This window comes from Streptomyces olivaceus, from assembly GCF_000721235.1.
Lineage (GTDB): Bacteria > Actinomycetota > Actinomycetes > Streptomycetales > Streptomycetaceae > Streptomyces > Streptomyces olivaceus.
The window spans coordinates 118,737-131,685 of the sequence record NZ_JOFH01000003.1 but is presented as its reverse complement, the minus strand read 5'-3'; the positions used below and the strand labels follow the sequence as shown (position 1 = coordinate 131,685).

Here is a 12,949-nt window from a genome sequence, read left to right as displayed (position 1 = left end):
CCGCCCGGGCCGGGGCCCGCCACCGGAGGAGCGCGCACGGAGGAGCCCCGCATGGAGGAGCCCGCATGGAGAAGGCGCATGGAGGAGCGCGCACGGGGGAGGGCCCCGGCCGGCTTACCGACCGGGGCCCTCGGCCCACGCCCACGCGGGCTCTCCCGCGTGGGCGTCCTACGCCGCCGTGTGCGTCACCCGTACCGGGTCGAACAGCACCCGGGTGCGGGCCCCGTCGTCCGCCCAGACCACGTCGACGCCCTCCGCACCGGGCACCACCTCCGTGACGGCTTCGGCCTCCCGGACGCCGCCCGGCTCACCGGTCAGCACGGCCAGGGCGACGTGCAGCGAGGTGCCGCCCGCCGGTCCGGACAGCCGGGGCAGCTCCGCCCACGACACGTACGCGGTGCCCTGCGGCGCGCGCACGGTCTCCGGTTCGGGCTCCCAGCCGTGCAGGCCGTGCAGCGCGGAGGTCAGGGGCTCCTCGGGGCCCGTGGCCCACCCGGTGAGCGTGACCCGGGCCCCGGCCGGTGCCCCGACCACCCGGTGCACCCGCAGCTCGTACGGACCACGGGCCACCGTCACGCTCTCCACCCTCAGCCCCGGCACCATCGGCGCCCCGGTGGCGAAGACGGGCCGGTGCCAGGACGCCGCCCAGCCCCAGCCCTCGCCCTGCCCGGCGTCCAGCGGGTGGACGCGGCGCCGCACACTGGGCCGGCCGCTCACCTCGACCGACAGGTGGTTGTCCGCCACGTTCTCCGCCGACGTCGGACCCGTCCGGGTCGAGTAGGCCTGCCGGCCGTAGTGCGGGTCGTCTTCGTCCGCCGACTCGCCCTCGTGCGGCCGGACGTGGTCGCTGCCGTGGTTGTGCAGCCGTACGATCCCGTCGGCGCGGGTCGCCTGCACCAGCAGCCCCGGCGCGGTCAGCGCCAGGACCCGGTCCGCCTCCTCCACCGGTGCGGGCTCCTCCGGCGCCGTCCACAGCGGGTGGTCCGGCGGAGCGAGGAGCGACACGAACGCCTTCGACGCCCAGTACGGCGACGCCGGTCCCGAGTACCGCTGCAGGGTCGCCGCGTGCGGCCCGTACCAGCCCAGGCTCAGCAGCCCCTCGTCCGCCAGCGCCCCGCGGTCCACGAAGTACCGCAGGCTGCCGCTCACCAGCCGCCGCGAGGCCCCGGGCGTCAGCGGCGTGTGCCCGGTCGCCGCGCCCAGGCCCACGGCCGCCGACGCGGCGAAGCGGTAGGTGAGGGAGCGGCCGAAGTGCAGCGGCGCGCCGTCGGAGCCGAACATCAGGGCGAAGCCGTCGAGATGGGCGCGGAGCCGGTCCCCGTACCGGGCCAAGGCGTCGGCGTCGCCGCCGAGACGGGCGTCGAGCACCGGGTACAGGTGCAGCGCCCAGCCGTTGTAGTGGTCGAAGGCGCGTCCGTCGCCGTCGGCGTACCAGCCCCCGCCCCGGTACCAGCCCTCCAGCAGCTCCAGCGCGCGTACCCGGGCCGCGGCCGTCTCCGCGTCGCCGCGGCCGACCGACTCCAGGAACCCGGCCACCGTGTACGGGAACAGGTACCAGTTGTTCGGCGCCGGCACGTGCCGCAGCGCACCGCGCAGCCACTCCTCCACCCGGTCCTGCACCCCGGGGCCGAGGTTCTTCCACAGCCACGGCGCGGTCAGCCGCAGGCCCAGCGCGACCGACGCCGACTCGACCATCGGCTGGCCCTGCACGTCGTGGTCGAGGATCAGCGGCCAGGACTCGGTGTCGTCGCGGCCCGGCGTGCGGGTGCCCGAGGCGAGGCCCTCGGCGTAGCGGTCCAGCCAGCCGTGCGGGTCCGCGCCGTCCGCACCGGCGACGCGGAAGCCCGCCGCGAGGAACGTCCGCGCGAAGCCTTCGAGGCCGTCGGAGCGCACGCCCGAGCGCGAGGGCCGTCCCGGCAGGTCGAGGAGGGCGCGGCCCGGGGTGCTCCAGCGCCACGCGGCCCACAGCAGCCCGTCCGCGACGGCCTCCCAGTGGGCGCGGGTGTAACCGGTGTACGGGCTCGACGCACGGTCCTCGGTGGGCAGTTCGAACGGGATGCTCATGCCAGGAACGCCAGCCTTTCGCGTCGTACGGGATGGAGGAAGCCGGAACCGGAGGCCCAGCGGGTCGTCTCGGCGAGCGCGAGGTCGGCGAGCCGGCGCCACTCGTTGCCCTCGGACCCGGCGAGGTGCGGGGTGATGAGCGCGTGCTCGCAGTCCCACAGCGGGTGGTCCGGCGCCAGCGCCTCGGGGTCGGTGACGTCCAGCACGGCCCGGATGCGGCCGGCCAGCACGGCGTCGGTCAGCGCGTCCTGGTCGACGACCGCCCCGCGCGAGGTGTTGATCAGCACCGCGTCCGGACGCATCGCCTCGATCAGCGCCCGGCCGACCAGGTGCCGGGTCGCGGGCAGCAGAGGGGTGTGCACGCTGACGGTGTCGCAGCGCGCGAACAGCTCCGGCAGCGCCACGTTCTCGACGCCCAGCTCGGCGGCCTCCGCGTCACTCACGTACGGGTCGTGCAGCAGGACCTCCACGTCGTGCGGCCGCAGCAGCTCCACGACCCGGCGGCCGATCAGCGAGGCCGACAGGATGCCGACCGTGCGCCGGTAGTTGCCGACGCCGCGCGAGGTGCGCAGCCAGTTGCCGCGCACCCGGGCGGCCCGGTAGTCGCGGGCCCGCTCCAGGACCCGCTTGCCGCTCAGCAGGATCATGGCCAGGGTGTACTCGGCCACCGGCAGCGCGTTGGCCGCCGCGGCCGACGACACCTCCACGCCCCGCTCCCAGCAGGCGTCGGTGACATGCCCCCGGACACTGCCCGCCGTGTGCACCACGGCCCGCAGCCGCGGCGCCGCCCGCAGCACGTCCGCGTCCAGCGGCGGACACCCCCACCCGGTGATCAGCAGCTCCACGTCGCCCAGCACGGAGGCGGCCCGCGGGCCGGACAGGTCGTCGAGCACCGGGAGCGGCGCGAGGTCGCAGACCCGGCGGAAGGCGGCGAGGGACTCGGGGTCGAGGACGGCCGAGGCGGCGTCCGGGGACATGGCCACCGCGGCACGGGGCCGGCGGCCGGTTCCGGGGGCGTGCACGGTCACTTGACGGCTCCGGCGGTCAGGCCGCTGCGCCAGAAACGCTGGAGCAGCACGAAGGCGAGGATGAGCGGCAGTACGGCGAGCAGCGAACCCATGATCACCGCGGGGTAGTACTCGGGCGACACGGACGCCGAACTGTTCCACTGGTAGAGGCCGAGGCTGACGGGATACAGGTCCTGGTCGGACAGCATCACCATGGGCAGGAAGAAGTTGTTCCAGATCGCGGTCAGCTGGAAGAGGAAGACGGTGACCAGTCCCGGCCCCAGCATCCTGAGCGCCACCCGGGTGTACATCGTCAGCTCCCCGGCCCCGTCCACGCGCGCGGCCTCCAGGACCTCGTCGGGCACGTAGCCCCGCGCGAAGATCCGGCCGAGGTAGACGCCGAACGGATTGAACAGGACGGGGATGAAGACCGCCCAGAAGGTGTTGACCAGGCCGGCCTCGGACGCCATCAGGTACAGCGGCAGCGCGAGCACCGTCTGCGGCACCATCACCGCCGCGAGGACCAGGCCGAACAGCTTCTCCTTGTGCCGGAAGCGGTACTTGTCGAAGGCGTAGCCGCAGGCCACGCTCACCAGGGCGCCCACGGCGGCGCCGAGCACCGCGTAGAGCAGGCTGTTGACGTACCAGCGGCCGTAGAGCCCGCCGTCCATGGCGAACAGGTCCCCGATGTTCTGCAGGAAGGAGAAGTCGCTCAGCGACAGCAGGTCGCTGCTGAACAGCGCGTCGCGGTTCTTGGTCGAGGCCAGCACCAGCCACAGCACCGGCAGCAGCGTGTAGAGCACGGAGACGGCGACGACCACGTTGACGGTCGTGCGGCCCAGCACCCCCGGGCGGAGCCGGTTGCTGTCGGCGGCGCTCATCGGACCTCCTCGGAGTCGGCGCGGCTGGTGAAGCGGGTGACGCCGTAGGACAGGGCGATGGTGCACACCAGCAGGACCACCGAGGCGGCCGCGGCGAGACCGTAGTTGTTGCGGGTGAAGGCCGCGTCGTAGATGTACATGCTGGGCGAGAAGCGCGAGCTGATCATCGGCGAGGACTGGCTGAGCAGCATCGGCTCGGTGAACAGCTGGAGCGCCCAGATCAGGGTGAAGATCGAGACCATCACGATGGAGGCCCGCACCAGTGGCGTCTTGACCTGGAGCGCCGTGCGCACCGGCCCCGCGCCGTCGACGACGGACGCCTCGATCACCTCGCGCGGCACGGCCTGGAGGGCGGCGTAGAAGACCACCATGTTGTAGCCGAGATTGCTCCACAGGGCGATGTTCACGATGGACGGGACGACCGTGTGCACGCCCAGGAAGTCGATCGTGATGTCGCCCTTCGCGAACAGCTCGATCACCGGACTGATGCCGGGCGTGTAGAGGTACAGCCAGATCAGCGCGGCGATGATGCCGGGCACCGCGTGCGGCAGGAACAGGCCGAGCTGCGCGAGCCCCCGCAGCCGCACCACGCCGGAGTCGAGGAGCAGGGCGAGCACGAGCGCGCCGAGGACCATCAGCGGGAGGTAGATCAGGCAGTACAGGGCGACGGTGCCGAGCCCGCCGAGGAAGGTGGGGTCGGTGAGCACGGCCGCGTAGGAGCGCAGCCCGACGAAGACCTGGCGCTCCGGGCCGAAGCCGAGACCGGGCTGGTCGTCGCTGAAGAAGCTGAGATAGACGGCGGTGCCGACGGGGATCAGGAAGACGGTGACCAGCAGCGCGAAGAACGGCGTCATCAGGACGCCGGCGGCGGTCAGCCGGCGGCGTCCGGCCGCTCTGCGGGCGCGCAGGCCCGAGGTGGAGGGAGCCGGTGGTGCGGCGTGCGGCGCGCCGGCCGGCACCCGGGAGTGGGTGGTCGTGGTCGTGTTCATGGGGGCCTCACCTGCCTTTCGTCGGCTCAGGTGCTGTGCTGGGTGGTGGACAGGCCGAGGGCCCGGAGGTCGGGCATGGTGCCCTCCTGGGCGGCCCGCAGGGACTCGACGAGGCTCCCCTGGCCGCCGCCGACGCGGGCGAAGGAGTCCTGCATGACCTTCTGGGTCGCGCTCATCCGCGGCCCCCACAGCCACTGCTCGCCGATCTTCTGCGCCTCCTGGTCGAAGAGGGCGTAGATGTCCTGGCCGCCGTAGTACGACCGGTCGAAGGCCTCGCTGCCCGCGGAGACCAGGCCGGGCGCGGCCGGGTACTGGCTGCTGGCACCGCTGGAGAGCCGGGCCCGCAGGGCGTCGGGGTGGGTGACCTGCCACTCGATGAACTCCATGGCGGCCTCGGGGTGCCGGCTGTCCTCGGTGACCGCGAAGGTCGAGCCGCCGTGCGTGCCGACGGAGGGGCTGCCGGTGTCCCACTGCGGCAGCGGCGCGATCCGCCACTGGCCCTTCTGCCCTGGCCGCGCCTTCATCTGCGCGCCCGCGTCCCAGGCGCCGCTGAGCCGGGTGAGGACCAGTCCGTCCGCGATCTGCGCGTCGGACTGCCTGCTCTCCACGGCGTTCATGAAGACGTCGTCGCGGTCGATGAGCCGCTGCCAGTACTCCGCGACCCGCCGGGACGGCGCGTCGGCGAGGGAGACGTTCCAGGCGCCCTTCGAGGTGTCGAACCACTGGGCGCCCGCCTGCCAGGCGTAACAAGCGAACTGCGTCATCCCGTCGGAGGGGAAGAGCACCAGCCGGCGCCCGGGGGCCTCGCGGTGCACGCGCGCGGCCTGCTCGGCGAACTCGTCCCAGGTGCCGGCGGTCCGCAGGCCGTAGTGGTCGAACAGGTCGGCGCGGTAGTGCATCACCATCGGCTCGACGTCCAGCGGCACGGCGAACACCCGGCGCTCGAAAGTGGTCAGGCCGAGCGCCTGCGGCAGCAGCTTGCGGCGCAGCCCGTCACTCATCAGGCCGGTGAGGTCGCGGGCCACGCCGTCGATGGCGTACCCCGGTACCTGCGGGTATTCGAGGGTGGCGACGTCGGGCGCGTTGCCGGCCCGGGCGGCGTTGCTGAGCTTCGCGTATCCGCCCTGCCCGCCCGAGGGGATCTGCTGGAACTCCACCTGGATGCTGCGGTGCGTGCGGTTGAACTCGTCCACCACTTCCTGGCTGCCGCGCAGGGCGGACCAGAAGGTGACGCGCGTCGTGGTTCCGGTGCGGGCCGACGATGCGCCGTCTCCTCCGCTGCAGGCGCTCACGGCTCCTGTCAGAGGTACGGCGGCCATCGCGGCGAGCACGGAACGACGGCTGTGTCGTCCGGGCATGGCGCCTCCCGCGGCTCCTGCGGACCCGCGGCTGCGCGGGCCCGGCTGTTCGGGACACGGGAATCCTGAACCGCCCGCCGCAAACGGTCAATAGATCGATCAGAAGAAAATTAAACGCTCAAACGATCACTCGGCCAGGCGGTCGGTCGACCCCCGCACCATCAGCCGCGGCAGCAGTTCGATCCGCCGGCCCGGACGGGCGCCCGGCGCCTCGGCCAACCGCCGCAGCAGCAGTTCCGCCGCCGTGCGCCCGACCTCGGCCTTCGGCGGGGCGACGGCCGTCAGCGGCGGCGAGCCGAGACCGGCCACCACGTCGTCGTAGGCCACGACCGAGCAGTCCTGCGGCACCCGCACCGACTCCTCCGCCAGCCGCTGCACGATCATCAGCGCGTCCACGTCGCCGTGCAGCACCACCGCCGTGGCCCCCACCTTGCGCATCAGTGCGGGCAGTTCGGCCGTCTCGTCCGCCGTGTACGGCCCGTCGGACCCGGCCTCCGGCGCCACGAGCGCCCACGCCCACTGCTCCACCAGCGGATGCGCACCGGCGATCTCCGCGAACGCGGCCCGCAGCGAGCGCGCGGTGGGGCTGTCGTGCCGGGTGGCGAAGACCATGCGCCGGTGCCCGAGGCCCACCAGGTGTTCCACCGCCAGGTGCGCGCCGTACCAGTGGTCCGAGCAGACCGAGTCCAGGGCGTGCAGCGCGCTCCCGCGCCACGGGCGGCGCTCCATCAGCACCGTCGGCACCCCGGTCGCGGCCAGCCACTCGTGGTCGGCCTCCTCCTCGGCCCGGCCCCGCCAGCGCGGCGCGATCAGCAGCCCGTGTGCTCCGTCCGCCAACGCCCGCTCCACCAGCGGGCGTTCCGTGCCGGCCGCCTGCGGCGCGAGGTGCAGGGCGATGCGCAGCCCGGCCCCCTCGAGGACGGTGCGGGCGCCGTGCAGGGCCTCGTTCAGATACGAGTGCCGTACGGGCACCACCACGGCCACCCGGTCGTCGTCCGGGGCGGCGGCAGCCTCGGCGGGCGCCTCCTGGACCGGCACCGTGGAGCGCACGACCCCGTGCCCGCGCCGCAGCCTGCCCTCGCGCGTCAGCTCCTCCACGTCCCGGCGCACGGTCACCACCGAGACCTGCAACTCCTCGGCGAGGTCGCGCACCCGCGCGCTGCCGCGCGACTGCACCGCCGCCAGGATCCGCTGGCGCCTGAGATCGACCGGCTCCCGCATCAGGTCTCCCCACCCGTGAATGTTCGTTTGAGCGATTCAGCGCCATCATAGCGATCGCTCATGAACGACGGGGCTCTCGGTCGCGGAACGGGCGGACGCGCCGGCAGTCGCACCGCCAGACGCACCGTCCCCGCGGACGGCCTGCGGGGACGGCGCGCCGGGTGGCTCGCTACGGTTCGGGATCTGCGAGGAGGGAGCCCAGGGGGCCCAGGTCGAGGTTCAGGTCGGAGCGGCTCAGGCCGTGCTGCGCGCACAGGTCGTCCATCCGCTCGTCGAGCAGCATGAGCGCCGTGCCGAGCCGGTCCTCCTGCGCGGTGCTCAGGGTGCCCTCGTCGAAGCGGCGCACGGCCTGGCGCTCCATGAGCTGGCGCAGCAGCTCGACCACGGTGAGGACCAGCGCGGCCAGGTCGTTGGTGACCCGCTCCGGATCCAGGTCGAGGGCGTGCGCCCGGGGCGCGTTCACAGCGGCCCGCTGTCCGGCCAGGGGGCGGGCACCCGCTCGTTCACCGACGACAGCAGGGCGTGCAGGGAGATCCGCACCAGCGGCACGTCCGCGATGGCCAGGACCAGGTCGCCGCTGACCACGACTCCGGTCGCCAGTACCCGGTCGAGGAGGTCGACGAGGGGCACCCCGACCGGCGCGTACTGCTCCGGGCCGCCCCACGGCACGGGTGCCGGGCCCGGCGTACGGGTGTCCGGGAGCGTCATGCGGGGGCCTCCCGGCGGTGAGCGGCGGCCGGTTCCGGTTCCTCGTCCCAGCGGGCGAAGGAGTACGGGATCCAGGGACCGGACGCCTCCACCCGCACCCCCGGGTACCGGCCGTCGGCGGTGATCCGGTCCAGGGCGCGGGTGAAGGCGGTGCGGTCCGCGTCGTTCACCAGGTAGGCGCCGTTGAGCAGTTGCGGGGTGCGGCGGCCCGTCAGCCGGTCGCTCTGCGGGCGGTGCCGCGTCGCGGCGACGGCGAACCGCCGCAGCTCCGTGTCAACCGCCTCCGCCTCGCCCAGGGCCCTGCCGTGCGCGTGCCGCTGGTCGCGGCGGCGCGCACTGGCCCGGCTGAGGTAGCCGCGGCCACCGGTGGCCGACGCCTCGGCCTGTGCCGAGGCGTCCGCGGCCCGCTCGGCGGCGTGCACCTTCACCGCCCATTCCGTACGGTCCCGCAACCGGTCGAGCAGCGACTCCAGTACCGGCCGCCGGGAAGCGACGGCCCGCACGGCGGACGCGTCACCGTGGTACAGGGTCGCCATCGGCAGCGGCACCACCGGGCCCCGCCCTGCCGCGGCCGCCACCCCCCGGTGGTGGGCACGGGCCAGGCGTTCGAGGTCTTCGGGTCGGTTGAGCCGCTCCGCGAGTGCCTCCTCGCCGAACGACGCGGCCGGAACGTCCTGGACGACCAGGCACAGGCCGCCCGCGGGCAGCACGCGCAGCGGGCCGCCCTCCTCGTGACCGGCCGCCGACGCGAGCGCGCCGGGGTCCGGCGGGGCCCCGGTGACGGCGAACACGCAGACCACCCCGGGAGCCGTTGCCGAGGGCCCGTTCACCGCGCTGCTCCCGAGGACTCGGCGGTGGCTTCCTCCAGGGCGTCGAGACGGGCCCGCAGCCGTTCGTTCTCCTCGGCGAGCGCGTCCCGAGCCGCCCGCGACGACAGCGCGGGGTCGGTCTCCCACCAGTCGATGCCGGCCTTCTTCGCGGTGTCCACGGAGGCGATGAACAGCCGCAGCCGGATGGTGAGCAACTCGATGTCGAGCAGGTCGATCTTGATGTCGCCGGCGATGACGATGCCCTTGTCGAGGACCCGTTCGAGCAGGTCGGCGAGGCTCCCGGAGGGGGGCCCGTACGGCTCCGCCTCCAGGTTCGCCGGGCGGTGGTCGAGGTCGGTCACGGCTTGCTCTCCACGGGATCAGCGACGCCGGCGGGGGCGTTCGTCGTCCTCGCCCTCCGGCTCGTCGTCGTCCTCGTCGTCGTACCCGTCCTCCTGCTCCGGGTCCTCGTCGTACTCCCCGTCGTCCTCGTCCTCCTCGTCCTCATCCTCGTACTCCTCCTCGTCCTCGCCGTGTTCGTCCTCCAGGGCCTCCTCGTGGCTCCTGACGACCTCGCCGTCGCGGATCTCGCCGCGCCACCCCTCGATCTCGTCGTCCTCGCCCACGAGCGTCACGTGCCGGGCGAAGTGCTTGAGGTCAAGCCGCAGTCGGCGGCCCTGGGCCCGCCAGAGGTTGCCGGTCTTCTCGAAGAAGCCCGCCGGGTAGTACTCCACGACCACGACCACCCGGGTCAGGCGGGGCGTCAGTTCGTGGAAGGTGACCACGCCACGGGTACTGCCCTTGGCGCCCTCCGAGGTCCAGGCGATCCGTTCGTCGGGCACCTGCTCCTGGACGGTCGCCTTCCAACTGCGGCTCGACGGACCGACCTTGACGTTCCAGTCCGACGTCACTTCGTCGGCGGTGTTGACGCTGCGGACGCCCTTGGTGAAGTCGCTGAAGTCCTGGATCTGCGTCCACTGGTCATAGACGGTGCGCAGGGGGACGCCGATGTCGACGGTCTCCATGATGTGCGTGGCCTTGACGCTGCCACCACTGCTACCACTGCTCCCGGAACCACCCCGGCCCCCGGAGCCGTTCCCGCCCCCACCGCCGGAACCACCGCCGGAACCACCGCCGGAACCACCGCCGGAACCACCGCCGGAACCACCGCCGGAACCACCGCCGTCGGCGGAGGAGGTGAGGCGCTCGGTCAGCCCGCCGATCCGTTCCCCCGCTTTGCCGACGAGGCTGTGCCCCGAGGCCGAGAGGTAACCGCCGAGCGCTTCCTTGAGGTCGGCGAGGGGAGAGGGGCCGCCGCCCTGCCCGCCGGGGCTCATCGGAGGCCCCCCGGCCTGCCCGGGCTCGCGGCCCGCTTCGCGGTCTTCTTCGCCGGAACCGCCTTCTTCACGGTCTTCTTCGCGGCCTTCCTGACCGGCGGCGTCGCCTCGCGCGGTGGAGCCTTCCGGGCCGTCTGCGGGGTTGTGCGGGTCGGCGGCGGAGCGGGGCTGCGGTCCTCGTCCCGGTCCTCCTCGTCGAAGTAGGCGTCCTCGTCCGGAGGCTCGCCGTACCCGTCGTCGCGCCCGCCCCCGCCGTCCAGCGCGTCGGTACGGTCCCGGAGGCCGTCCGCGAGTGAGGTGAGGCGGCGGTTGGCCGCCGCGGTGACCGCCGCGCGCCCCGCGGTGAGCAGTTCGCCGCGCATCTGCTCGGTCAACTCCCGCAACTGCGGGACCTGCTGGAGGCCGCTGAGGCGCTGGGACAGCACCTGGCCGGGCGAGACGCCCATGCGCCTGCCCACGAGGTAGGAGCCGACCGCGAAGGCCAGCCTGGCCTTCTTCGTACGGCCCAGGAGGTAGCCACCCGCCACGGCCGCGGCCATGGCCGATCTGCTGTCGTTCATGCGTGTGTTCTCCGTGTTCGCTGCGTGGTCGCCGCGCGGCCGGTCGGCCCGGCCGGGCGTTCGAGGAGGGTGAGCAGGCGCTCCTCCTCACGTTCGAAGGACGCCTCGTCGATGGCACCCTCGTCCAGGGCACGGTTCAGCGCGGCGAGCCGGGCCCGGACGGCGCGCGGGTCGTGCGCCTGTCTTCTGGCCTCCTGGAGCAGATGGTCGGCGATCCAGGCCGTGCCGCGCACCGGCGCGAGGGGCAGCAGCAGGAGTCCGCTCACGATGCCCATCGGTCACCGACCGGCCGGTACGGCAGTCGGATCGACGAAGCTGTAGCACGGCAGGGGGCCGGTCACGCTGAGCGCCAGCCGGTCCCCGCAGGCACGGGCCCGCGCGTCCACCGCCTCCCGGAACCGCCGTTCGTCGGCGGCCCGCAACAGGAACGACGCGCTCAGCACCTGCTCGTCGTCGGTCGTCCCCGGCACCGTACGCACCGCGAGCGGCGTCAGGTGGTCCAGGACCCCGCGGGCGGCACGGCGCGCCTCGCGGCGCACCCCGAGCGCGAGTGCCTCGCCCAGCCGCACGTTGGCCTCGTAGTCCGGACGGCGCCGGGTCCGCAGGGCCAGGGCCCGCAGGCCCTCGTCCCGGCGCACCAGCTCTGCGAAGTGCCCCTGTACCACCGTGCCCTTGACGTTCAGTTCGACGCAGCCGCGTACGTCCTCGAGCTGCCGCGTCAAGTGTTCCGCGTCCGCGCCCAGTTGGGCGAGCAGGGTGTCGGCTCGGGGGCTGAGGACGGCGAACCGCATGGGCAGGAGCGGCCCCTGTTCCCCCAGTTCCTCCAGGACGGCCTGGTGAGCCAGCAGATCGCGGCGCCGGGGCCGGAGCCGAGCGGGCGCGTCCGACACGGCCGCGCACAGTCCCGCCCCGGTCAGCAGCCGCACGGGCGCGCCGTCGACACCGGGGGAGCGGGGGGTGCGCACGCCGGAGGGCGTGATGCCGTAGACGTAGAGCGCCTGACGGAGCGGGCCGGCGGCGGGCGCGGTGGCCGCGGCGGTGGTGGCGGCGGTGGCGGAGGTGGTCATGCGTCCTCCGCCCGGGGGCGCCGGCGGGGACGGGCGTGCGGGCGGTCGTCCTCGTCACGCGCGTCACGGGCGCGGGCGGCGGGCCTGCCGCGCGGCCGCTCCGCGCTCCGGCCGTGCGACCCGCGCCCGCGGGGGAGGGCTTCCTCTTCCTCCGCCGTTGCCTCCCCGGCCTCCTGCTCCGGAGTGAGGACGTCCCGCACCTTTTCGGTCAGGGAGCGCGCGGTCCGCTTGGCACCCGCCCGGCCCACGGTCCTGGCCACCGGGCTGCCGAACATCTCCGGTACGGTCTTGGAGCGCACGTCGTGCTCCAGGTCCAGCCGGTTGCAGGCCTCGGCGAACCGCAGGTAGGTGTCGACGCTCGCCACCACGATGCGGGCGTCCACCTTGAGGATCTCGATGCCGACGAGGGAGACGCGCACGAAGACGTCGATCACCATGCCGCGGTCGAGGATGAGTTCGAGTACGTCGTAGAGGGTTCCGGCGCGGGGCGCGCACACGACCTCGTCGTCGTAGGTGATCATGCGGAGGTCCTTCCGGGCGCGGGCGGCACGGCCCGCTCACTGGTCCTGGGCACCGCGCCGGTAGCGCGCGATCCTGCGGTACTGGATCAGGTCGCCCGCCGCATCGAGTTCGACCTCGTAGGTGGCGAGCAGACTGGTGGTGTCGGGAATGCGGGCCACTTCCAGTACGTCCACGTTCACGATCCAGCCGCCGTCCTCGCTGCGGCACACCGCGGAGACTCCCTCCACGTCGTGCCGGACCAGCTCGGACAGGGCGTCCGCGGCACGCCGGGCGGCGTCCTGGGCGCCCCGCACGGCACGCTCGTGCGTGGGGGCGGAAGTCGTACGGCGCGGCCGTACGCCGGGTGCTGTCATGCTGCCCACTCTGGCGGCGGCGCTCGCGGAGCGCGTGCGCAGTTACCCCATCCGGGGACCGGGCCGGGGAGAG

16 protein-coding genes are annotated in these 12,949 nt (G+C 73.7%); all 16 read right to left on the bottom strand.

The features are described from left to right. Nucleotides 1-168 precede the first annotated feature (168 nt). The gene (locus tag IG94_RS0105130; RefSeq protein WP_031031686.1) at nucleotides 169-2,064 is read right to left on the bottom strand and encodes a DUF2264 domain-containing protein; all 1,896 of its coding nucleotides are present in this window, start codon (nucleotides 2,062-2,064) and stop codon (nucleotides 169-171) included. Next, nucleotides 2,061-3,092 (bottom strand): hydroxyacid dehydrogenase, encoded by a 1,032-nt coding sequence (locus tag IG94_RS0105125; protein ID WP_031031684.1) that lies wholly within the window; start codon nucleotides 3,090-3,092, stop codon nucleotides 2,061-2,063. Before IG94_RS0105125 ends, IG94_RS0105130 begins: the two co-directional genes overlap by 4 nt. Then, nucleotides 3,089-3,952, bottom strand: coding sequence for a carbohydrate ABC transporter permease (locus IG94_RS0105120; protein ID WP_031031681.1), 864 nt, complete (start codon nucleotides 3,950-3,952; stop codon nucleotides 3,089-3,091). Before IG94_RS0105120 ends, IG94_RS0105125 begins: the two co-directional genes overlap by 4 nt. After that, nucleotides 3,949-4,941, bottom strand: a complete 993-nt coding sequence (locus tag IG94_RS0105115) for a carbohydrate ABC transporter permease (protein WP_031031678.1) — start codon at nucleotides 4,939-4,941, stop codon at nucleotides 3,949-3,951. The genes IG94_RS0105120 and IG94_RS0105115 overlap by 4 nt, the downstream gene beginning before the upstream one ends. A 26-nt stretch (nucleotides 4,942-4,967) precedes the next feature. Further along, on the bottom strand, nucleotides 4,968-6,299 hold the full coding sequence (locus IG94_RS0105110; protein WP_031031676.1) for an ABC transporter substrate-binding protein: 1,332 nt from the start codon (nucleotides 6,297-6,299) through the stop codon (nucleotides 4,968-4,970). Between the two features lie 126 nt (nucleotides 6,300-6,425). Next, complete coding sequence (locus IG94_RS0105100; RefSeq protein WP_031031673.1) at nucleotides 6,426-7,520, bottom strand: substrate-binding domain-containing protein; 1,095 nt, start codon at nucleotides 7,518-7,520, stop codon at nucleotides 6,426-6,428. A gap of 169 nt (nucleotides 7,521-7,689) precedes the next feature. Continuing rightward, on the bottom strand, nucleotides 7,690-7,983 hold the full coding sequence (locus IG94_RS0105095) for a gas vesicle protein K (protein WP_031031671.1): 294 nt from the start codon (nucleotides 7,981-7,983) through the stop codon (nucleotides 7,690-7,692). Next, nucleotides 7,980-8,228, bottom strand: coding sequence for a gas vesicle protein (locus IG94_RS0105090; RefSeq protein ID WP_224222266.1), 249 nt, complete (start codon nucleotides 8,226-8,228; stop codon nucleotides 7,980-7,982). The genes IG94_RS0105095 and IG94_RS0105090 overlap by 4 nt, the downstream gene beginning before the upstream one ends. Beyond that, nucleotides 8,225-9,058, bottom strand: a complete 834-nt coding sequence (locus tag IG94_RS0105085; protein WP_043482953.1) for a GvpL/GvpF family gas vesicle protein — start codon at nucleotides 9,056-9,058, stop codon at nucleotides 8,225-8,227. The genes IG94_RS0105090 and IG94_RS0105085 overlap by 4 nt, the downstream gene beginning before the upstream one ends. Then, the gene (locus IG94_RS0105080; RefSeq protein ID WP_031031660.1) at nucleotides 9,055-9,399 is read right to left on the bottom strand and encodes a gas vesicle protein; all 345 of its coding nucleotides are present in this window, start codon (nucleotides 9,397-9,399) and stop codon (nucleotides 9,055-9,057) included. The genes IG94_RS0105085 and IG94_RS0105080 overlap by 4 nt, the downstream gene beginning before the upstream one ends. An 18-nt stretch (nucleotides 9,400-9,417) precedes the next feature. After that, nucleotides 9,418-10,374, bottom strand: a complete 957-nt coding sequence (locus IG94_RS0105075; protein WP_031031656.1) for an SRPBCC family protein — start codon at nucleotides 10,372-10,374, stop codon at nucleotides 9,418-9,420. Then, nucleotides 10,371-10,934 (bottom strand): hypothetical protein, encoded by a 564-nt coding sequence (locus IG94_RS0105070; protein ID WP_031031652.1) that lies wholly within the window; start codon nucleotides 10,932-10,934, stop codon nucleotides 10,371-10,373. Before IG94_RS0105070 ends, IG94_RS0105075 begins: the two co-directional genes overlap by 4 nt. Beyond that, a complete protein-coding gene (locus IG94_RS0105065) occupies nucleotides 10,931-11,209 on the bottom strand; it encodes a gas vesicle protein GvpG (RefSeq protein ID WP_031031647.1) in 279 nt (92 codons plus the stop codon). The genes IG94_RS0105070 and IG94_RS0105065 overlap by 4 nt, the downstream gene beginning before the upstream one ends. 3 nt (nucleotides 11,210-11,212) lie before the next feature. Continuing rightward, nucleotides 11,213-12,001, bottom strand: coding sequence for a GvpL/GvpF family gas vesicle protein (locus IG94_RS0105060; RefSeq protein ID WP_031031644.1), 789 nt, complete (start codon nucleotides 11,999-12,001; stop codon nucleotides 11,213-11,215). Continuing rightward, the gene (locus IG94_RS0105055) at nucleotides 11,998-12,522 is read right to left on the bottom strand and encodes a gas vesicle structural protein GvpA (RefSeq protein ID WP_031031642.1); all 525 of its coding nucleotides are present in this window, start codon (nucleotides 12,520-12,522) and stop codon (nucleotides 11,998-12,000) included. Before IG94_RS0105055 ends, IG94_RS0105060 begins: the two co-directional genes overlap by 4 nt. A gap of 36 nt (nucleotides 12,523-12,558) precedes the next feature. Next, complete coding sequence (locus IG94_RS0105050; RefSeq protein WP_031031640.1) at nucleotides 12,559-12,876, bottom strand: gas vesicle protein GvpO; 318 nt, start codon at nucleotides 12,874-12,876, stop codon at nucleotides 12,559-12,561. Between the last annotated feature and the right edge of the window lie 73 nt (nucleotides 12,877-12,949).

What these genes read in the sequence shown, in the direction of transcription:
- IG94_RS0105130 (WP_031031686.1), bottom strand. Translation starts at nt 2,064, where the DNA reads ATGAGCATCCCGTTCGAACTGCCCACCGAGGACCGTGCGTCGAGCCCG.
- IG94_RS0105050 (WP_031031640.1), bottom strand. Translation starts at nt 12,876, where the DNA reads ATGACAGCACCCGGCGTACGGCCGCGCCGTACGACTTCCGCCCCCACG.
- IG94_RS0105110 (WP_031031676.1), bottom strand. Translation starts at nt 6,299, where the DNA reads ATGCCCGGACGACACAGCCGTCGTTCCGTGCTCGCCGCGATGGCCGCC.
- IG94_RS0105115 (WP_031031678.1), bottom strand. Translation starts at nt 4,941, where the DNA reads ATGAACACGACCACGACCACCCACTCCCGGGTGCCGGCCGGCGCGCCG.
- IG94_RS0105055 (WP_031031642.1), bottom strand. Translation starts at nt 12,522, where the DNA reads ATGATCACCTACGACGACGAGGTCGTGTGCGCGCCCCGCGCCGGAACC.
- IG94_RS0105090 (WP_224222266.1), bottom strand. Translation starts at nt 8,228, where the DNA reads ATGACGCTCCCGGACACCCGTACGCCGGGCCCGGCACCCGTGCCGTGG.
- IG94_RS0105065 (WP_031031647.1), bottom strand. Translation starts at nt 11,209, where the DNA reads ATGGGCATCGTGAGCGGACTCCTGCTGCTGCCCCTCGCGCCGGTGCGC.
- IG94_RS0105100 (WP_031031673.1), bottom strand. Translation starts at nt 7,520, where the DNA reads ATGCGGGAGCCGGTCGATCTCAGGCGCCAGCGGATCCTGGCGGCGGTG.
- IG94_RS0105120 (WP_031031681.1), bottom strand. Translation starts at nt 3,952, where the DNA reads ATGAGCGCCGCCGACAGCAACCGGCTCCGCCCGGGGGTGCTGGGCCGC.
- IG94_RS0105070 (WP_031031652.1), bottom strand. Translation starts at nt 10,934, where the DNA reads ATGAACGACAGCAGATCGGCCATGGCCGCGGCCGTGGCGGGTGGCTAC.
- IG94_RS0105060 (WP_031031644.1), bottom strand. Translation starts at nt 12,001, where the DNA reads ATGACCACCTCCGCCACCGCCGCCACCACCGCCGCGGCCACCGCGCCC.
- IG94_RS0105075 (WP_031031656.1), bottom strand. Translation starts at nt 10,374, where the DNA reads ATGAGCCCCGGCGGGCAGGGCGGCGGCCCCTCTCCCCTCGCCGACCTC.